Origin of the sequence: Collinsella tanakaei (genome assembly GCF_016902615.1) — a bacterium.
GTDB lineage: Bacteria > Actinomycetota > Coriobacteriia > Coriobacteriales > Coriobacteriaceae > Collinsella > Collinsella tanakaei_A.
The window spans coordinates 65,351-82,820 of sequence record NZ_JACJMB010000009.1; the positions used below are offsets into that span (position 1 = coordinate 65,351).

Consider the following 17,470-nt stretch of genomic DNA (forward strand, 5'->3'; position numbering starts at 1 on the left):
GTGCGACCGCTAGAGTGCACATGGCTATAATGGAGCGGACCGATATCGCATCCCATGACGCATGGAGGCACATATGAGGATCGCCATTCCCGTCGAGACCGATCAGGGCCTCGAGGCGCCGCGCTCCGGCCACTTCGGCCACTGCGCCTACTTCACCATCGCTACGGTCGAGGACGGCGCAGTCGTCGCCGTCGAGTCCGTGAAGAACGTCGACCACGACGAGTGCGGCTGCGGCGGCGTGATCCAGCACGCGCTCGATCAGAACATCGACGCCATCATCGCGACGGGCATGGGCATGCCGCCCTTCTCGCGCTTCACGGCAGGTGGCGTGGCCGTCTACGCCGAGCGCGAGACGCCGATCGCGGGCGACGTGCTGAAGAAGTTCATCGCCGGCGAGGTCGAGCCCATGGACCCCGCTTCCGCGTGTCGCCACTAGGCTGCACCCGAGCACATCATCTTGCCGGCGTTGCGTACCGACGCGACGCCGGCAGCACGTTCGCCCCCGAGCTGCCACGTGCGATGGCTCGGGGGCGAAGCCATGTCCAGGGCCGCAACCAACTTGCCAAACGTCTCTCTAAGAAGCCCTCTTAGAGAGACGTTTGGCAAGTTGGTTGCGAGCGGGCCGTTCGGTGCGGACGCAGATGCGACAGCATCAGGGCGCATGCTCCTCGCGCACCTGTTGATGCCGTATCGAGTGGGGGAGAGGCGTCCCGTGCGGATGCGCACCTCTGTCAATCGGCGGCAGGTTACTTCAGGCGGGGGTTAGTGTGAAGATTTGGCGGAAAGAGCGCAAAATCAGGATACGCCCGGCGGAGTGGTCTGTTGACAGCGCAGCGTGCGCGCGTACAATTGCGAACTGCGTGTTTCGAAGGTGGATGCTGACGCCTCGATTCAAGCCGTTGCACCAAGTATAAAGCTGGAATCATTTCGAAAAGGAGTACGCTTTGCCTACTATCAACCAGCTAGTCCGCCAGGGCCGCCAGTCCAAGCCGGCCAAGTCCAAGAACGCCGCTCTGCAGCACAACTCTCAGAAGCGTGGCGTGTGCACCCGCGTGTTCACCACGTCCCCCAAGAAGCCGAACTCCGCTCTGCGTAAGGTCGCCCGTGTGCGCCTGGTCAACGGCATCGAGGTCACCGCGTACATCCCCGGTGAGGGCCACAACCTCCAGGAGCACTCCATCGTGCTCGTCCGCGGCGGCCGTGTTCGCGACCTCCCTGGTGTTCGCTACAAGATCATCCGTGGCGCCTACGACTGCGCTCCGGTGAACAACCGCATGAAGGCTCGTTCTCGCTACGGCGCCAAGCGTCCGAAGCAGAAGTAGTCAGATCTGTAACGAACCGTTTCTGCGGCTGCGCACCTAGCTTGCAGGCACCGCGCGCCGCACACCTATATCAGAGGAGAATCGAACTATGCCTCGTCGCAAGACTAAGAATCTGCATCGCGAGATCCAGCCGGATTCCGTGTACAACAACCGTCTGGTGACTCAGCTCATCAACAAGATCCTGCTTGACGGCAAGAAGGCCACCGCCGAGCGCATCGTCTACGGTGCGTTCGACATGGTCGCCGAGAAGTCCGAGCAGGATGCCCTGTCCGTCTTCAAGAAGGCCATGGACAACGTCCGCCCGACCCTCGAGGTCAAGCCCAAGCGCGTCGGCGGCGCTACCTATCAGGTCCCCATGGAGGTCAACTCCCGTCGCGCCACGCAGCTCGCCATCCGCTGGATCGTGAACTTCTCGCGCGCCCGCAAGGAGAAGACCATGGCCGAGCGTCTGGCCAACGAGATCCTCGACGCCTCCAACGGCGTGGGCGCTTCCGTCAAGAAGCGTGAGGATGTCTTCAAGATGGCCGAGGCTAACCGCGCGTTCTCTCATTACCGCTGGTAAACCGAGGAAGGATAGATTCACATGGCCAAGGCTAAGTACAAACTGTCCGATACCCGCAACATCGGCATCATGGCTCATATCGATGCCGGTAAGACCACCACGACCGAGCGCATCCTGTACTACACGGGCAAGACCCACAAGATCGGCGAGGTTCACGACGGCGCCGCTACCATGGACTGGATGGTCCAGGAGCAAGAGCGCGGCGTGACCATCACCTCCGCCGCCACCACCTGCTTCTGGCACAAGGGCGGCGACGTGAACAACGGTCCTGCCTACCGTATTCAGATCATCGACACCCCGGGCCACGTCGACTTCACCTCTGAGGTCGAGCGTTCCCTGCGTGTTCTCGACGGTGCTGTGGCCGTCTTCGACGCCGTCGCCGGTGTCCAGCCGCAGTCCGAGACCGTGTGGCGCCAGGCCCGCAACTACAACGTCCCCCGCATCGCCTTCATCAACAAGTTCGACCGCGTCGGTGCCGACTTCTGGCACGCGATCGACACCATGAAGGAGCGCCTCAACGCCAACGCCGTGGCCATCCAGGTCCCGATGGGCGCCGAGGACAACTTCTGGGGCATCATCGACCTCGTGACCATGGTCGCCTGGGACTTCAAGGCTGACGACAAGGGCATGACCTACCCCGAGCCCATGGACGAGATCCCGGCCGAGTTCGTCGAGATCGCCGAGGAGAAGCGCGTCGAGCTGCTCGACGCCGCCGCCAACTACGACGACGAGCTCATGATGATGGTCCTCGAGGACGAGGAGATCCCCGTGGACATGCTCAAGGCCGCCATCCGCAAGGGTGTCCTCGCCAACGAGCTCAACCCGGTTCTCGTGGGCTCCGCCTACAAGAACAAGGGCGTCCAGGAGCTGCTCGACGCCGTCGTCGACTACCTGCCGAGCCCGCTCGACATCCCGCCCGTGGAGGGCACCAACCCCGACACCGGCGCCGAGGACAGCCGCAAGGCCGACTATAACGAGCCCTTCAGCGCCCTGGCGTTCAAGATCATGACCGACCCCTACGTCGGTAAGCTGACCTTCTTCCGCGTGTACTCCGGTCACGTGGACGCCGGCTCCTACGTGGTGAACGCCACCAACGGCCAGCGCGAGCGCTTCGGCCGCATCCTCGAGATGAACGCCAACGACCGCGTTGACGTCGACGGCGCCTTCGCCGGCGACATCCTCGCTGCCGTGGGCCTGAAGAACACCACCACGGGCGACACCCTGTGCGAGGAGGGTCACGAGATCATCCTCGAGTCCATGGAGTTCCCCGACCCCGTTATCGACGTCGCCGTCGAGCCCAAGACCAAGGCCGAGCAGGACAAGATGTCCATGGCGCTTGCCAAGCTCGCCGAGGAGGACCCGACCTTCCAGGTGCACACCGATCACGAGACCGGCCAGACCATCATCGCCGGCATGGGCGAGCTGCACCTCGAGATCATCGTCGACCGTCTGCTCCGCGAGTTCAAGGTCGAGGCCAACGTCGGTAAGCCCCAGGTTGCCTACCGTGAGGCCCCGGGTCACGACGTCGACCGCGCCGAGGGCAAGTTCGTCCGTCAGTCCGGCGGCCGCGGCCAGTACGGCCACGCGGTCATCAAGCTGGAGAAGATGGAGGAGGGCTTCGGCTACGAGTTCGTCAACGCCATCGTCGGCGGTGTCGTGCCGAAGGACTACATCCCGTCCATCGATAAGGGTATCCAGGAGGCCCTGGAGACCGGTGTTATCGCCGGTTACCCGGTCGTCGATGTCAAGGTGACCCTGTTCGACGGTTCCTACCACGAGGTCGACTCCTCCGAGGCCGCCTTCAAGATCGCCGGTTCCATGGCCATCAAGGACGCCCTGAAGAAGTCCGACCCGATCCTGCTCGAGCCGGTCATGGCCGTCGAGGTCGAGACCCCCGAGCAGTACATGGGCGATGTCATGGGCAACCTGTCCGGCCGTCGCGGCAAGATCGAGGGTATGGACGACCGCTCCGGCAACAAGGTCATCCGCGCCAAGGTGCCGCTGGGCGAGATGTTCGGTTACGCGACCGACCTTCGCTCCCAGACCCAGGGCCGTGCGTCCTACACCATGCAGTTCGATTCCTACGAGCCCGCGCCCAAGTCCATCACGGACGAGGTCGTGGCCAAGGCCGGCGGCAACGCGTAAGGCCCCTCGCACGTAGCTAAGTATCTATCGCGAGGAAGCCCTCGCATCTCTATTGGAGGTAGAAGTTGTCTAGCCAGAAGATCAGGATTCGCCTCAAGGGCTATGATCACGAGGTTGTGGACCAGTCCGCTAAGCTTATCGTCGACACCGCTCAGAAGACCGGTGCCCGCGTGTCCGGCCCCATCCCCCTGCCCACCGAGCGCAACCTCTATACGGTTATCCGCTCCCCGCACAAGGACAAGGACTCCCGTGAGCAGTTCGAGATGCGCACCCACAAGCGCCTCATCGACATCCTCGATCCGACCAGCGGCACCGTCGACTCGCTCATGCGTCTCGACCTCCCCGCGGGTGTTGATATCGAGATCAAGCTCTAGGTTTTCGAACCGGTAGCTGTTTTCGTTGGGCCCCGAAGGGTTCCCGCCAGCCTGTGTGCAAGCGTTCGGGCTGGTGCGGAGACCCTCCGGGGCCTTTTCGCGTGTGGGGCCATCTATTCCGAAGTGCGGTGCACGCGCGCTGCCCATGGGCGTTGCGCTATCATGCGTGGAGTCGTGTTGCATCGGGTTGGAGGGTGAGTCCTTATGGATCGCGTGCTGAATGTCGGCTATATCGGCAACGGGAAGGCGACGAACCGCTATCATATCCCGTTTATGCTCACGCTGCCCGAGAAGTTTCGCGTGAAGACGATCTATGCGCGCCACATTCGGAATGATGCGTGGGATGCGGTCCCCGGGGCAACGTATGTCGATGATCTCGACGCGGTCCTCGGCGATCCCGCTATCGACATCGTGGAGATCTGCACGCCCTCGCGTTGCCACTTCGAGCACGCGAAGGCTGCCCTGCGCGCCGGCAAGCACGTCGTGGTCGATAAGCCGTTTGCGGGAAGCGAGGCTGAGGCGGCCGAGCTGTTCGAGCTTGCGCGCGCCCAAGGCGTGACGGTCCAGTGCTTCCAGAATCGCCGCTTCGATTCCGATTACGTGACGGCGCGCACGGTGTACGACTCCGGTAAGCTTGGACACGTCTTCGAGGTCGTCACGAGCTACGACTATTTCCGTCCCCACATGATGGATGGCGTGGGGCTCGACCCCATCGATAACGCGGCCTATGGGCACGCCACGCACTGCCTCGACCAGCTTATCGCGTGGTTCGGAGTACCCGACCGCTTCCATGCGGAGGTCCGCCAGACGAAGGGCGCGGGGGCTGCGGTCGATTATTTCGACTATGACCTGTATTATGACGAGCTCAACCTGAAGGCGACGGCGCATGCGAACTACGCGTCCGCCTTTCTGCGCCCGAGTTTTGCGGTGTATGGCGACCGCGGCGCCTACCTCAAGATGGAGAAGGACCAGCAGGAGCGCGACCTCAAGCATTTCTATCTGCCGGCGGGCCATCCCGACTTCGGACAGGATAGCCTCGAGCAGTACGGCCTGCTCAGGTACGTCGACGAGACGGGCGCCATGCGCGAGGAGCGCGTGCCGAGCGAGCGAACGAGTTATGCGCAGTTCTACGAGGCGCTCTTCGAGACGGTTGCCCATGGTGCCCCGCAGCTCGTCAAGCCTGAGGAGACGCTCGCGCAGATGCGCATCCTCGAGGCCGGTATGACGCTCGCTCGCTAGACACGCGGGCCGAATCACGAAGCTGTTGGGAGCGAAATGTCCACCTTGTATCTTCTCCGTCACGGTCAGACGGCATTCAATCTTGAAAAGCGCGTGCAGGGGCGCAGCGATTCGCCCCTGACTGAGCTCGGCATGGCCCAGGCGCATGCTGCGGCGTCCTGGTTCGTGCGCGAGGGCGCGCACTTCGATCGCCTCTGCACCTCTCCACTCGGCCGTGCGCGCGCAACGCTCGAGACGGTGCGTGCCGATCTTCTTGATGCCGGCGTCGGTGACCTTCCGGCGATAGAGGACATCGATGGCCTCATGGAGCGCAGCTACGGCATCTTCGAGGCGGGGCCTGCTGCCGATGTTCCGACCGAGCTCTGGGACCCCGGCGAGGCCCTCGTGCCATATGGGGGAGAGGGAAGCCGCGCGCTGCGTCAGCGCATCGTCGCGACGCTGACTGATCTCATGAGCGACACGCACGTCGAGAACCTGCTCGCAGTGAGCCATGGGTCGGCGACCCTGCAGTTCAAGAAGGCGTGGGAGCATCTGGTGGCGTGCCCGCAGGATGTGCCGCTCGGCAACTGCTGCATCCTCGTGTACACGTTCGATGCTGTCGAGCGCACATTCACGAACACTGCGATCGTGAACCAGGAGGTCTGAGGGGAGACGCCGATCGAAGTATCGGCTCCTGAGACGCCAATGTCGGGTGTTTGCGGGTGTGAAGGCCTCGGTTTGGAGCACCCCTGGTGCCGTCGATTGGACAAAACGGCGGCCGTGTGGTGTGAGCTGGGATTTCAATGCGAAGAAAATATGGACACGCCCGTGGCCGTGTATACTAATCGAGCTGTGCCTCGATAGGGGAGGATTCTGCCTGCCGCAGAACCGATGCGCGAATGGGTTGCCGCATCGGATATGCGAGCGGAATGCAAAGCTTCGGAGCACGCACGTCCGATAGTGGTCCTCTAGGGGCGTCCGCAAGGGGCGGGCGCAGTGTCCCAAGACCACCGAGAGTTAGGATCATTGAATGATCAGCATGATTCTCGGCCGCAAGATTGGTATGACCCAGGTGTGGGACGAGAACGACAACGTCGTCCCCGTCACGGTCATCCAGGCTGGCCCCTGCGCGGTCTCGCAGGTTAAAACCAAGACCACCGACGGCTACGATGCCGTCCAGATCGGTTTCGGCGACATCAAGGCCAAGAACGTGAACAAGCCCATGGCTGGTCACTTCGCCAAGGCCGGCGTCGAGCCCGTCCGTTACCTCCGTGAGGTCCGCGTCGAGAACGGCGAGGATCACAAGGTCGGCGAGGTCGTCACCGTCGCTGACTTCGCTGATGTCGCCAAGGTCGACGTCATCGGTACCTCCAAGGGTAAGGGCTTCCAGGGCCGCATCAAGCGCTGGGGTCAGCGCCGTGGTCCTATGACCCATGGTTCGCACTTCAAGCGTCATCCGGGCTCCATCGGCCAGTGCGCCTATCCGGCCCGCGTTCTCAAGGGCGTCAAGATGGCCGGTCACATGGGCGATGAGCGCGTGACCGTGAAGAACCTCACCGTTGTCCGCATCGATGCCGAGCAGAACCTCATGCTCATCAAGGGTGCCGTCCCTGGTGGCAAGAACGCTCTGGTCGCCATCCGTATGGCCTAAAGGGCCTTTAGAACCACTCAGGTCCTAACGTCATACCAAGGAGAACAGAATGTCTAAGTTTGAAGTAAAGAACAGCGAGGGCAAGGCGACCGCCGAGGTCGAGCTCGCTCCCGAGGTGTACGGCATCGAGCCGAACATCCACGTCATGCATCACATCGTCAAGTGCCAGATGGCCTCTTGGCGTCAGGGTACCCAGTCCACCAAGGGCCGTTCCGAGGTCTCCGGTGGCGGCAAGAAGCCGTGGCGTCAGAAGGGCACCGGTCACGCTCGCCAGGGTTCCACCCGCGCCGGTCAGTGGCGTCACGGCGGCGTCATCTTCGGGCCGAAGCCCCGTACGTACGTCAAGCGTATGAACAGCAAGGAGGTCAAGCTCGCCATGCGCTCCGCGCTCTCCGCGAAGGTGCGCGACAACGAGCTCTTCCTCGTTGACGACTATGGCTTCGAGAAGCCGTCCACCAAGGCCGCTGTCGCCCTCATCAAGGCCCTGGGCATCGAGGGCAAGCGCCTGACCATCATCGTCCGCGAGGACGACATCAACGCTTACCTGTCGTTCCGTAACATCCCCAAGACGTTCATCATCACGCCGTCCGAGGCCAACACCTACGACCTCCTGAACAACGGCGCTCTGCTGATGCCCGCGGACGTCGCGACCCACTTCGGGGAGGTGCTCGCCTAAATGACCGCACACGAGATCATCATCCGCCCGATCGTGTCCGAGCGTTCCTACTCCATGATGGAGGAGAACAAGTACACGTTCGAGGTCCACAAGGACGCTAACAAGTACCAGATCAAGGACGCCGTCGAGGAGATCTTCAATGTGAAGGTCGTCCGCGTCAACACCATGAGCGTCAAGCCCAAGACCAAGCGCGTTCGCTACATCGCCGGCAAGACCCGCTCGTGGAAGAAGGCCATCGTGACGGTGGCCGAGGGCCAGTCCATCGAGATCTTCGGCAACCAGGCCTAAGTTCTCGGTCCGCGTGCACTTTCGCTCGCCGAGAGGCGAGCGCGCAAAGAGTACCGGGCTTAAAAGATGGAGCCGCCCGGTACCGTGGTAAATCCGGTGTCATCGCACCCGCATCCCTGCTTGCGATGGCGAGCGGATAGATTCGAAAGGGATAGGTAATGGCTGTAAAGCACCTTAAACCGACCAGCGCCGGTAGGCGTTGGCAGACGATCTCGGACTTCGCCGAGATCACGACCAACAAGCCTGAGAAGTCGCTCCTGGCGCCGCTTCCCAAGAAGGCCGGTCGTAATAACCAGGGCCGCATCACGGTCCGTCATCAGGGCGGCGGCGTGAAGCGTCGCTACCGCATCATCGACTTCAAGCGCAACAAGGACGGCGTGCCCGCCAAGGTCGCTACCATCGAGTATGATCCGAACCGCTCCGCCCGCATCGCCCTGCTCCACTACGTGGACGGCGAGAAGCGCTACATCCTGTGCCCGAAGGGCCTCAAGGTCGGCGATATGGTCGTCTCCGGCGCCGGCGCCGACATCAAGCCGGGCAACGCGATGCCGCTGTCCGAGATCCCCGTCGGTACGCTCATCCACGCGATCGAGTTCATGCCCGGCAAGGGCGCCGCGATCGCCCGTTCTGCCGGCACCGCCTGCCAGCTCATGGGTAAGGAGGGCAAGTACGCCATCGTGCGCATGCCGTCCTCCGAGATGCGCCGCATCCTGCTCACCTGCCGCGCGACCGTCGGTGAGGTCGGCAACGCCGAGCACTCCAACATCGTCATCGGCAAGGCTGGCCGTAAGCGCAAGATGAACGTCCGTCCTACCGTCCGCGGTACGGTCATGAACCCGGTTGACCACCCGCACGGCGGCGGCGAGGGCAAGAACCACACCTCTGGTCGTCCTTCTGTTACTCCGTGGGGCAAGCCGACGAAGGGCTATCGCACCCGCAACAAGAAGAAGGTCTCCAACGCCCTCATCATCCGTCGTCGTCGCAAGTAGTCGATACCGAGTTTTAGGAGTTAGCACTTATGAGCAGAAGTCTCAAAAAGGGCCCGTTCGTGGAAGCTCGCCTTCTCTCGCGTATCGTCGCGATGAACGAGGCCGGCAAGAAGGACGTCGTGAAGACCTGGTCCCGCGCGTCCACCATCTTCCCCGAGATGGTCGGTCACACCATCGCCGTCCACGACGGTCGCAAGCACGTGCCCGTGTACGTCACCGAGTCCATGGTTGGTCACAAGCTCGGCGAGTTCGCGCCGACCCGTACGTTCCGTGGCCACAAGGCCAAATAGGGGGGTTCTTCGTAAATGGCAACTAAGTCTACCGACACCGCGACCGTCGAGGTCCGCGCGACGGCCAAGTACGTTCGCGTTTCCCCCGGCAAGGCTCGCCTCGTCGTCGACCTGATCCGCAACAAGTCCGTTGCCCAGGCGTTCGACATCCTTCATTTCTGCAACCGCGCCGTCGCCGTGGACGTCGAGAAGGTTCTCAAGTCCGCTGTGGCCAACGCCGAGAACAACAACGGCCTGCGCGCTTCCGACCTGGTCGTGAAGGCCACCTACGTCGACGAGGGCCCGTCGCTCAAGCGCATCCGTCCTCGCGCCAAGGGTTCCGCCTCCCGCATCCTCAAGCGCACCAGCCACATCACCGTTGTCGTCGCTCCTCGAAAGGAGGCGTAAGCTAGCATGGGTCAGAAAGTCTACCCCACCGGCTTCCGTCTCGGCATCACCGAGAATTGGCGTTCCCGTTGGTACGCCGACAAGAACTATGCCGAGACCCTCGGCAACGACCTTGAGATCCGCAAGTACCTCAAGAAGCGTCTGTCCCGCGCCGCCGTCTCCCGCGTGGAGATCGAGCGCGCCGGCGACAAGGTGAAGATCATCATCTTCACCGCCCGTCCGGGCATCGTCATCGGCAAGAAGGGCTCCGAGATCGAGACCCTTCGTCACGACCTCGAGAAGGTCGTCGGCGTCGAGAAGGGCCACCTGTCCGTCGACGTCATCGAGATCAAGCGTCCCGAGCTCGACGCCGCGCTGGTCGCCCAGTCCGTGGCCGAGCAGCTCGAGGGCCGCGTGGCCTTCCGTCGCGCCATGCGCAAGGCCGTCCAGACCGCCCGCAAGTCCGGTGCCAAGGGTATCCGTATCCAGTGCTCCGGTCGTCTCGGCGGCGCCGAGATGGGCCGTCGCGAGTGGTACCGTGAGGGTCGCGTGCCCCTGCACACCCTCCGCGCCAAGATCGACTACGGCACGGCCGTCGCTCACACCACCATGGGCGCCTGCGGCGTCAAGGTGTGGATCTACCTGGGCGAGAAGCTCCCGGGTCAGCCGGTTCCCAACCCGGCCCTCGAGGGTCCTTCGCGTCCTCGCCGTCGTAATTCCGAGAGGAGGGGTCAGTAGTGCTCGCCCCTAAGCGTATTCTTCACCGCAAGGTGCAGCGTGGCTCCATGAAGGGTCATGCTAAGGGCCATACCGAGCTCCATTTCGGTACCATCGGCCTGCAGGCTCTCGAGGCCCACTGGATCACCAACCGTCAGATCGAGGCTGCTCGTGTCGCCATGACCCGTTATATGAAGCGTGGCGGACGCGTGTTCATCACGATCTTCCCCGATAAACCCATCACCAAGAAGCCCGCTGAGACCCGCATGGGTTCCGGTAAGGGTAACCCCGAGGAGTGGGTGGCCGTTGTCAAGCCGGGTCGCGTCATGTTCGAGATCTCGGGCGTGAGCGATGAGATCGCCCGCGAGGCGCTCCGTCTGGCTCAGCACAAGCTGCCGATCAAGACCAAGATCATTACCCGCGCTACTCAGGACGGGGAGGATAAGTAAATGAAGCCCGCAGAGATTCGTGAGCTTTCGGACGCTCAGCTTGCTGACAAGCTGAAGGAGATGCGCGCCGAGCTCTTTAACCTTCGCTTCCAGATGGCCACGAGCCAGCTGGATAACACCGCTCGCGTCAAGACCGTGAAGAAGGACATCGCTCGTGTCCTCACGGAGCAGCGCGCCCGTCAGATCGCAGCGGAGAAGACCGCTGCCGCCGAGTAGATTCAGGAGTAAAGCATGTCTGAAACGACTGAGCGTAATTCGCGCAAGGTCCGCACGGGTGTCGTCGTCTCCATCTCTGGCAACAAGACCATCGTTGTCCAGATCACGGAGCGCAAGCGTCACCCCAAGTACGGCAAGATGATGACCAGCACCAAGAAGCTTCACGCGCACGACGAGGAGTGCACGGCAGGCGTGGGCGACACCGTTCGCCTCATGGAGACCCGTCCTCTGTCCAAGATGAAGCGTTGGCGTCTCGTCGAGATCATAGAGCGCGCCAAGTAATCACGACCGTACGCTTCATCCGATGACGTGCGCCGCCACGGCGTACGCACGCCCCTTCGGGCGGCGCACCTCTCATCGTTTTCTCATTCGGAGGAACTACCATGATTCAAATGCAAACCATGCTCACGGTTGCTGACAACTCCGGTGCGCGCAAGGTTCGCTGCATCAAGGTGCTCGGTGGCTCCAAGCGTCGTTATGCCGGCGTCGGTGACGTGATCATCGCTGCCGTCCAGGAGGCCACCCCGGGCGCCAACGTCAAGAAGAAGGACGTCGTCCGTTGCGTCGTCGTCCGCACCGTGAAGGAGATCCGCCGCAAGGACGGCTCCTACATTCGCTTCGATGACAACGCCGCCGTCGTCATCAACAAGGACGGCTCGCCCGTCGGCACCCGTATCTTCGGGCCCGTCGCTCGTGAGCTTCGTGACAAGAAGTACATGAAGATCGTCTCGCTTGCACCCGAGACCCTGTAGTTAGGGGAGACCGTTATGTCTATGTCCATCAAGAAGGGCGATAACGTCAAGGTGCTCTCCGGCAAGGATCGCGGTAAGACGGGTACCGTCCTGCGCGCGCTTCCCGCTGAGGGCAAGGTCGTTGTCGAGGGCGTCGCCATGGTCAAGAAGGCCATGAAGCCCACGCCCCAGAACCAGCAGGGCGGCATCGTGTCCCAGGAGGCCGCTATCGACGCCTCCAACGTGATGCTCATCTGCCCCAAGTGCGGTCAGGCCACCCGTGTCGGCCACAAGAAGGACGGCAAGAACAAGCTGCGCGTCTGCAAGAAGTGCGGCGCTGAGTTCTAAGCCACCCACCTAGGTGATCGCTTGAGCGCTCCCGACAGCTTGTCGGGGGCGCTTTTTTCATAGGTGGATCGCCTGGTGTAGCTGCTTTGATGGGCCCGCCTGCCGTTCAGGTTCGGTATGCGACCGCTTGCGGCCGGTTCCCGCCGCTTCCGGATACGCGGCCTACCGTATGCCGAACGCCATCGTTTGCCGATAGTGCCGGCTGTTCGCTTGCGTAGAGTTGTGCATCACGGCGCTCGTGATGCGAGTCGGCGACAAGAAAGGAGTGGCTCATGGGATACTTCGAGGGCAAGACCGTTATCGTCACCGGTGGCGGCAAGGCGACGCTGAAGGATGGCTCGGCCGGATCTATCGGCTACGGCATCGACGTCGCGTTTGCGAAGGAGGGGGCGAACCTCGTGATCACGGGGCGTAACCCCGCGAAGCTCGATGCCGCCAAGGAGGAGCTTGAGCGCATCTACGGCATCCGCGTGCTGCCCGTCGTGGCGGATGTTGCGGCCGGCCAGGACAACGAGGCCGTCGTGCAGCATGTGGTGGACGAGGCGATCCGTGTGTTCGGCCGCATCGACGCGTTGGTCAACAACGCGCAGGCCTCGGCGTCGGGCGTGACGCTTGCCGACCACACGATGGACCAGTTCAACCTCGCCATCTATTCCGGCCTCTACGCTGCGTTCCTCTACATGCAGAAGTGCTATCCGCACCTCAAGGAGACGAAGGGGTCCGTCGTGAACTTCGCCTCGGGCGCCGGCCTGTTCGGCAACTACGGGCAGTGCGCCTACGCCGCCGCCAAGGAGGGCATCCGCGGCCTCACGCGTGTCGCCGCCACCGTATGGGGCCCCGACGGCATCAACGTCAATATCGTGGCGCCGCTGGCCTGGACAGCGGCGCTCGAGGGCTTCAAGGATGCCTATCCGGAGGCTTACGAGGCGAACGTGCACATGCCCCCTATGGGCCATTACGGCGACGTGGAGCAGGAGATCGGCCGCGTGGTGGTGCAGCTGTGCGGGCCGGACTTCAAATACATGACGGGCGAGACGCTCGCGCTCGAGGGCGGCCTGGGCCAGCGTCCCTCATATCGACGCTCACGGCTCACGTCTGCGGGCCCATGAAGGAAGATCATCCGCCTATGAGATGCGGGGGTGCAGCCGGTGCTGCGCCCCCGCATCGCGTGTGACGTACCGGCGGGTATGCGATGGACTGCCTGTGCCCATCAGCGCGAGTCATCAAGGGCGCGCGGGAAGAGGCGTCGCATGCGCGCGGGCGCCGGTGCGATGATGGAGACGCGTGCGCTGTCGATCGGGTCGATGAAGGAGAGCCGATGCGCGTGGAGCATGAGCCCGTCGGAAGCCGGAGTGCCGTAGAGGTCGTCGCCGTGGATGGGAAGTCCCGCGTGTGAGAGGTGTACGCGAATCTGATGCTTGCGGCCCGTCTCGATGCGCACCTCGAGCAGGGTGAGCGTCTTGCGTCCGATGCGGCGGGTATCGAGGACGCGGGCGTGCGTCATGGCCGCCTTGCCGGTTCGGCTTGCGCGCATGCGGCGCGCATCGTGGCGGTCGCGACCGATTGGGTCGGTGAAGGTGCGCGTGCGCCAGGTGGGGGCACCGTTGACGATGGCGAGATAGCGCTTGTCGATGCCGTGCTCGGCGATGAGGCGATCGTAGGTGGCCTGCGAGGACTTGCGTAGGGAAAACAGCACGATGCCGCTGGTCTCGCGGTCCAGTCGCTGGAGCGCCTGTAGCTCATCCGGGTTCGTCCCCATGTCGGCGCGCGAGCGCAACAGCGCGCGGACCTGATCGGTGAGCGTGGTCGCACCGGTGCCGTCGCCGTGGACGATGATGCCCGCGGGCTTGTCCACGGCGAGGAGGGTGTCGCTCTCGAAGAGGATGGCGGGCAGGATGCCATCCATCAGTCGACACCCACGAACAGGCAGCCGGCAGACGTCTTGGGCAGGCGCCGTGCGGGCTGGCGCCCGGCGCGCGCGGCCTCGAGCGCCCGGCGCGCGCGGGCAACGAGCTCGGAGAGCGCATCGGGGGCAAGCAGCGTGCCGTCGACGGCGAAGCGCGAGACGCCGGCGGCAAGCAGCTTGCCCATCTGAGGCGTAAGGTCGAGCGGATACCCGTCGTATAGGCGGCTGCGCCCGTGGATATCGGTGCGAACGGGCAGGACCTTGCCGTCGATGTTGCGCAGCGAGCACGCGCGCGTGCGCAGGCGGCAGCGTGCACAGTCGTGGATGCAGGCGTTCGCGACCTGCAGGATGCAGTGCTCGCTCGTCATGACGCGGGGCGCGCCGGAGACGATAAGGCCGACGGGGACCGTGGCGTGCGGCGCGATGCGCTCGATCTCTGCAAGCGTGAGCTCAGGGGAGAGCCAGAAGCCCGCGGCGCCGTGCGCCTCGAGCGCTTGCAGGCAGGCGACGTTGTGGACAGGGATGCACGTGCGGATCTCGGGCGCTGCACCGCGCTCACGGGCGAGCGCGAGCTCAGAGATGTTGCCGACGGCGGCGGGCGCCCCGCTGGCGATCCACGGCTCCAGGCGCTCATGGTCCGCGGCGCGGCATACCTCATCGAGAATCGGCGTGATGCCCATCTCGCGGGCACGGGCGGGATCGAGGCCCGCGGCGTCGAGGTCGTCGACCGTGAGATAGATGTGGTCCGCCCCCGCCTCGCGGGCGGCGAGTGCCGCCTCGAAGGAGGTGGCGATAGCGCAGATCTCCGGCTCGAAGGGCTCTACCTGCCCGACGGTCGCGGTCTCGGCGGTCGTCGCGCTCTGTGCGAAGGGGGAGAGCTCTGCGAGCGCGTCGGAGCGCGCGCCGTAGCCGGCGCAGATGGCGCTCTCGAGCGCGGCGCATGCCTGCGCGCGCACCTTGTGTACGGCGGAGAATCCCATCCCGCAGCCCTCGTCGAGATCGATGTCGAACGAGGCGGCCTCGAAGGGGGAGGATCCCATGCGGCCGACATGCTCGATCAGGTCGTCGGCCGTGACAGCCTTCGTGCGTGCCGGCTCGACGGTAAAACCGGTCGCCTGCGCGCAAAACGAGGGATCGTCGACGCAGGAAAGCTCGACGCAGAAGGGCTCACCGAGCCTCGCGCGCACATGGACGTCGACGGCGCGCTTGCGGGCGACATCGCGATGGAGGGCCGCGGCCGCCTCGTCGAGGGCGGCCTGGCTGCGGATGAGGCGCACGAGAGCGCCGGCGGGCATGGCGCGCGCGGCACGGCACTCGATCGTCTCGCCCGCGGCGGCGTCCGCGGCGGCGGTCACGGTCAGGAACTGGTCGAACTCATCGTCGTGGCGCAGCTCGAGCAGGTCCCCTTTGCCGACCGGCTCGTCGAGGCGGATGCGCACGATGGCGGCGCGCACGCGGCGGTCGTCCGGATGGAGGCCGGCGGGGTTGTTCGCGCGGCGGCTTCCCAGGACCTCGCCGACGATCTGGCCACGGTTGTTGGAGCGCTCGTAGCTCATCATCTCGTCGCCCGAGGTGCCGTGCTGGTAGGCGCTCGTGAAGTCGCGGTTGAAGCAGCGCTTGAGGCGGCGTGCGCGGTCGCGTGCGCGGGAGGGATCCATCTCGCGGTGCGCGAGCACGTCATCGACAGCCTCGCGGTAAGCGCGGGTCACCGAGTAGACGTAATCGGGCGCCTTCATGCGGCCCTCGAGCTTGAGGGCGCCTGCGCCCGCGTCGATGAGCTCACCGAGCATGTCGACCGTGCAGTTGTCGCGCGGGCACAGGGCGCGCTCGCGACCCGGGGTGGGGATGACCTCACCGTGCTCGTCGAGCAGCTCGTAGGGCAGTCGGCAGGGCTGCGCGCACATGCCGCGGTTGGCCGAGCGCCCCGAGCAGGCGAAGCTCGACAGCAGGCAGACGCCGGAATACGAGAAGCAGATGGAGCCGTGGGCGAAGACCTCGAGGTCGATGCCCGCCTGCGCGATATCCGCGATCTCTGAGACCGAAAGCTCGCGCGAGAGCGTGACGCGGTCGGCTCCCGCCTCGCGACACCAGATGGTGCCGCGCACATCGTGGATGTTCGCCTGCGTGGACACATGGAGCTCGAGGGCGGGCATGAGGCGCTTGACCTCGAAGAACAGGCCCCAGTCCTGGATGATGAACGCATCGGCGCCGAGTTCGGCGCAGCGGCGGATGAGCTCGAGGGCATCGGCCATCTCGGTGTCCTTGATGACGATGTTCACGGTCACGTAGACGCGCGCGCCCGCGAGATGCGCTGCCCGGCAGGCGTCGGCGAACGCCTCGTCGGTGAAGTTCGTGGCCTTGCGGCGCGCGTTGAACGAGCCCATGCCGCAGTAGATGGCGTCGGCGCCGGCGGCAAGCGCGGCGGCGAAGGGCTCCGGACCTCCGGCAGGGGAGAGGAGCTCGGGGTAGGTGGGTGCGACAAGATGATCAAAGGACCGCGACATGTGCGCCTTTCTGCAGGTATGGAGGGTGATATCGCTCATGAGTATAGCGTGGCCGCCTGCACCCGCCGAAAGAATCCGCAGGGTCAGCGAAAAGCCATGGCGCCGTCGGGCGCGCATATGACGCCGGTGGCAGATAAAAAATTCTCAGATTCGATAAATTACTTGCACGCGGTCACGCAGGGGGATACCATCGAGGAAGCGAGGTGGAGACCCGAGGGCCTCTGCGCGCTCGGGGCCTCTCGTGCCTTATATGGCCCCAGATACGCAACGGATGCCGAGGTCCACAATAGCCTCCGGACACCGGCATCCGTTGTGTTCGACTCATTCATCCCAACAGCAAAGGAGCTCCCATGGACAAGAACGTCATCTCCTCCGAGAAGGCCCCGGCGGCCCTCGGCCCGTATTCCGCCGGCATCAAGACGGGCAACATGCTGTTCCTCTCCGGTCAGCTCGGCATCGACCCCGCCACCGGCAAGATGCCCGAGGGCATCGAGGCCCAGGCCGCCCAGTCCCTCGCCAACATCGAGGCCCTGCTCGCCTCCGAGGGCGCGACGTTCGACAACGTCGTGAAGACCACGGTCCTGCTGGCCGATATCGCCGATTTCGCGAAGGTCAACGAGATCTACGCCTCCAAGTTCACCGAGCCCTATCCGGCCCGCTCCGCCTTCCAGGTGGGCGCGCTGCCTGCGGGCGGTCTCGTGGAGATCGAGGTCATCGC

The 17,470-nt window shown here is 64.1% G+C and carries 23 protein-coding genes; 21 read left to right on the forward strand and 2 right to left on the reverse strand.

Annotated elements, in window-relative coordinates:
- Nucleotides 1–73: 73 nt before the first annotated feature.
- The 20 genes from H6A21_RS04750 to H6A21_RS04845 all read left to right on the forward strand — a co-directional run bounded on the left by H6A21_RS04750 (nucleotide 74) and on the right by H6A21_RS04845 (nucleotide 13,451).
- Nucleotides 74–436, forward strand: a complete 363-nt coding sequence (locus tag H6A21_RS04750; protein WP_204560779.1) for a NifB/NifX family molybdenum-iron cluster-binding protein — start codon at nucleotides 74–76, stop codon at nucleotides 434–436.
- A 508-nt stretch (nucleotides 437–944) separates the two neighbouring features.
- Nucleotides 945–1,322, forward strand: coding sequence for a 30S ribosomal protein S12 (gene rpsL, locus H6A21_RS04755; protein ID WP_066829371.1), 378 nt, complete (start codon nucleotides 945–947; stop codon nucleotides 1,320–1,322).
- A gap of 88 nt (nucleotides 1,323–1,410) precedes the next feature.
- Entirely contained in the window at nucleotides 1,411–1,884 is a 474-nt protein-coding gene (gene rpsG / locus H6A21_RS04760; protein WP_204560787.1) for a 30S ribosomal protein S7, read from the forward strand.
- A 21-nt stretch (nucleotides 1,885–1,905) separates the two neighbouring features.
- Nucleotides 1,906–4,029, forward strand: a complete 2,124-nt coding sequence (fusA, locus tag H6A21_RS04765; protein WP_204560794.1) for an elongation factor G — start codon at nucleotides 1,906–1,908, stop codon at nucleotides 4,027–4,029.
- 65 nt (nucleotides 4,030–4,094) lie between these two features.
- On the forward strand, nucleotides 4,095–4,403 hold the full coding sequence (rpsJ, locus tag H6A21_RS04770) for a 30S ribosomal protein S10 (RefSeq protein ID WP_066829356.1): 309 nt from the start codon (nucleotides 4,095–4,097) through the stop codon (nucleotides 4,401–4,403).
- Between the two features lie 204 nt (nucleotides 4,404–4,607).
- Nucleotides 4,608–5,642, forward strand: coding sequence for a Gfo/Idh/MocA family oxidoreductase (locus tag H6A21_RS04775; RefSeq protein WP_204560796.1), 1,035 nt, complete (start codon nucleotides 4,608–4,610; stop codon nucleotides 5,640–5,642).
- Between the two features lie 36 nt (nucleotides 5,643–5,678).
- Complete coding sequence (locus H6A21_RS04780) at nucleotides 5,679–6,287, forward strand: histidine phosphatase family protein (protein ID WP_204560798.1); 609 nt, start codon at nucleotides 5,679–5,681, stop codon at nucleotides 6,285–6,287.
- Between the two features lie 364 nt (nucleotides 6,288–6,651).
- Nucleotides 6,652–7,272, forward strand: coding sequence for a 50S ribosomal protein L3 (rplC, locus tag H6A21_RS04785; protein ID WP_204560800.1), 621 nt, complete (start codon nucleotides 6,652–6,654; stop codon nucleotides 7,270–7,272).
- A gap of 49 nt (nucleotides 7,273–7,321) precedes the next feature.
- Nucleotides 7,322–7,948 carry a 50S ribosomal protein L4 gene (rplD, locus tag H6A21_RS04790; protein ID WP_204560802.1) on the forward strand — a complete coding sequence of 209 codons (627 nt, stop codon included), beginning with the start codon at nucleotides 7,322–7,324 and terminating at the stop codon, nucleotides 7,946–7,948.
- Nucleotides 7,949–8,236 carry a 50S ribosomal protein L23 gene (gene rplW / locus H6A21_RS04795; RefSeq protein ID WP_204560804.1) on the forward strand — a complete coding sequence of 96 codons (288 nt, stop codon included), beginning with the start codon at nucleotides 7,949–7,951 and terminating at the stop codon, nucleotides 8,234–8,236.
- Nucleotides 8,237–8,394: 158 nt separating this feature from the next.
- Complete coding sequence (gene rplB, locus H6A21_RS04800) at nucleotides 8,395–9,225, forward strand: 50S ribosomal protein L2 (RefSeq protein ID WP_204560807.1); 831 nt, start codon at nucleotides 8,395–8,397, stop codon at nucleotides 9,223–9,225.
- Nucleotides 9,226–9,254: 29 nt separating this feature from the next.
- Complete coding sequence (gene rpsS, locus H6A21_RS04805; RefSeq protein ID WP_022349932.1) at nucleotides 9,255–9,515, forward strand: 30S ribosomal protein S19; 261 nt, start codon at nucleotides 9,255–9,257, stop codon at nucleotides 9,513–9,515.
- Between the two features lie 15 nt (nucleotides 9,516–9,530).
- The gene (rplV, locus tag H6A21_RS04810) at nucleotides 9,531–9,902 is read left to right on the forward strand and encodes a 50S ribosomal protein L22 (protein WP_204560814.1); all 372 of its coding nucleotides are present in this window, start codon (nucleotides 9,531–9,533) and stop codon (nucleotides 9,900–9,902) included.
- A gap of 6 nt (nucleotides 9,903–9,908) precedes the next feature.
- Complete coding sequence (rpsC, locus tag H6A21_RS04815; protein ID WP_204560816.1) at nucleotides 9,909–10,619, forward strand: 30S ribosomal protein S3; 711 nt, start codon at nucleotides 9,909–9,911, stop codon at nucleotides 10,617–10,619.
- On the forward strand, nucleotides 10,619–11,047 hold the full coding sequence (rplP, locus tag H6A21_RS04820) for a 50S ribosomal protein L16 (RefSeq protein ID WP_204560818.1): 429 nt from the start codon (nucleotides 10,619–10,621) through the stop codon (nucleotides 11,045–11,047). The genes rpsC and rplP overlap by 1 nt, the downstream gene beginning before the upstream one ends.
- Nucleotides 11,048–11,263, forward strand: a complete 216-nt coding sequence (gene rpmC, locus H6A21_RS04825) for a 50S ribosomal protein L29 (protein WP_204560820.1) — start codon at nucleotides 11,048–11,050, stop codon at nucleotides 11,261–11,263.
- Between the two features lie 15 nt (nucleotides 11,264–11,278).
- Entirely contained in the window at nucleotides 11,279–11,545 is a 267-nt protein-coding gene (rpsQ, locus tag H6A21_RS04830) for a 30S ribosomal protein S17 (protein WP_204560828.1), read from the forward strand.
- 101 nt (nucleotides 11,546–11,646) lie between these two features.
- Complete coding sequence (gene rplN, locus H6A21_RS04835; RefSeq protein WP_204560830.1) at nucleotides 11,647–12,015, forward strand: 50S ribosomal protein L14; 369 nt, start codon at nucleotides 11,647–11,649, stop codon at nucleotides 12,013–12,015.
- A 15-nt stretch (nucleotides 12,016–12,030) separates the two neighbouring features.
- Entirely contained in the window at nucleotides 12,031–12,342 is a 312-nt protein-coding gene (rplX, locus tag H6A21_RS04840; protein WP_239462666.1) for a 50S ribosomal protein L24, read from the forward strand.
- Nucleotides 12,343–12,614: 272 nt separating this feature from the next.
- Nucleotides 12,615–13,451, forward strand: a complete 837-nt coding sequence (locus H6A21_RS04845) for an SDR family NAD(P)-dependent oxidoreductase (RefSeq protein ID WP_204560832.1) — start codon at nucleotides 12,615–12,617, stop codon at nucleotides 13,449–13,451.
- 101 nt (nucleotides 13,452–13,552) lie between these two features.
- On the opposite strand, the gene H6A21_RS04850 is transcribed toward H6A21_RS04845, so the two are convergent.
- Complete coding sequence (locus tag H6A21_RS04850; RefSeq protein ID WP_204560834.1) at nucleotides 13,553–14,248, reverse strand: RluA family pseudouridine synthase; 696 nt, start codon at nucleotides 14,246–14,248, stop codon at nucleotides 13,553–13,555.
- Entirely contained in the window at nucleotides 14,248–16,752 is a 2,505-nt protein-coding gene (locus H6A21_RS04855; protein ID WP_239462667.1) for a U32 family peptidase, read from the reverse strand. The genes H6A21_RS04850 and H6A21_RS04855 overlap by 1 nt, the downstream gene beginning before the upstream one ends.
- Before the next feature lie 350 nt (nucleotides 16,753–17,102).
- Here H6A21_RS04855 and H6A21_RS04860 point away from each other — a divergent pair.
- On the forward strand, nucleotides 17,103–17,470 hold a 368-nt coding region (locus tag H6A21_RS04860), incomplete at its 3' end, for a RidA family protein (RefSeq protein ID WP_204560836.1).

What these genes read in the sequence shown, in the direction of transcription:
- H6A21_RS04750 (WP_204560779.1), top strand. Translation starts at nt 74, where the DNA reads ATGAGGATCGCCATTCCCGTCGAGACCGATCAGGGCCTCGAGGCGCCG.
- rpsG (WP_204560787.1), top strand. Translation starts at nt 1,411, where the DNA reads ATGCCTCGTCGCAAGACTAAGAATCTGCATCGCGAGATCCAGCCGGAT.
- fusA (WP_204560794.1), top strand. Translation starts at nt 1,906, where the DNA reads ATGGCCAAGGCTAAGTACAAACTGTCCGATACCCGCAACATCGGCATC.
- H6A21_RS04775 (WP_204560796.1), top strand. Translation starts at nt 4,608, where the DNA reads ATGGATCGCGTGCTGAATGTCGGCTATATCGGCAACGGGAAGGCGACG.
- H6A21_RS04780 (WP_204560798.1), top strand. Translation starts at nt 5,679, where the DNA reads ATGTCCACCTTGTATCTTCTCCGTCACGGTCAGACGGCATTCAATCTT.
- rplC (WP_204560800.1), top strand. Translation starts at nt 6,652, where the DNA reads ATGATCAGCATGATTCTCGGCCGCAAGATTGGTATGACCCAGGTGTGG.
- rplD (WP_204560802.1), top strand. Translation starts at nt 7,322, where the DNA reads ATGTCTAAGTTTGAAGTAAAGAACAGCGAGGGCAAGGCGACCGCCGAG.
- rplW (WP_204560804.1), top strand. Translation starts at nt 7,949, where the DNA reads ATGACCGCACACGAGATCATCATCCGCCCGATCGTGTCCGAGCGTTCC.
- rplB (WP_204560807.1), top strand. Translation starts at nt 8,395, where the DNA reads ATGGCTGTAAAGCACCTTAAACCGACCAGCGCCGGTAGGCGTTGGCAG.
- rpsS (WP_022349932.1), top strand. Translation starts at nt 9,255, where the DNA reads ATGAGCAGAAGTCTCAAAAAGGGCCCGTTCGTGGAAGCTCGCCTTCTC.
- rplV (WP_204560814.1), top strand. Translation starts at nt 9,531, where the DNA reads ATGGCAACTAAGTCTACCGACACCGCGACCGTCGAGGTCCGCGCGACG.
- rpsC (WP_204560816.1), top strand. Translation starts at nt 9,909, where the DNA reads ATGGGTCAGAAAGTCTACCCCACCGGCTTCCGTCTCGGCATCACCGAG.
- rpmC (WP_204560820.1), top strand. Translation starts at nt 11,048, where the DNA reads ATGAAGCCCGCAGAGATTCGTGAGCTTTCGGACGCTCAGCTTGCTGAC.
- rpsQ (WP_204560828.1), top strand. Translation starts at nt 11,279, where the DNA reads ATGTCTGAAACGACTGAGCGTAATTCGCGCAAGGTCCGCACGGGTGTC.
- rplN (WP_204560830.1), top strand. Translation starts at nt 11,647, where the DNA reads ATGATTCAAATGCAAACCATGCTCACGGTTGCTGACAACTCCGGTGCG.
- rplX (WP_239462666.1), top strand. Translation starts at nt 12,031, where the DNA reads ATGTCTATGTCCATCAAGAAGGGCGATAACGTCAAGGTGCTCTCCGGC.
- H6A21_RS04845 (WP_204560832.1), top strand. Translation starts at nt 12,615, where the DNA reads ATGGGATACTTCGAGGGCAAGACCGTTATCGTCACCGGTGGCGGCAAG.
- H6A21_RS04850 (WP_204560834.1), bottom strand. Translation starts at nt 14,248, where the DNA reads ATGGATGGCATCCTGCCCGCCATCCTCTTCGAGAGCGACACCCTCCTC.
- H6A21_RS04855 (WP_239462667.1), bottom strand. Translation starts at nt 16,752, where the DNA reads ATGTCGCGGTCCTTTGATCATCTTGTCGCACCCACCTACCCCGAGCTC.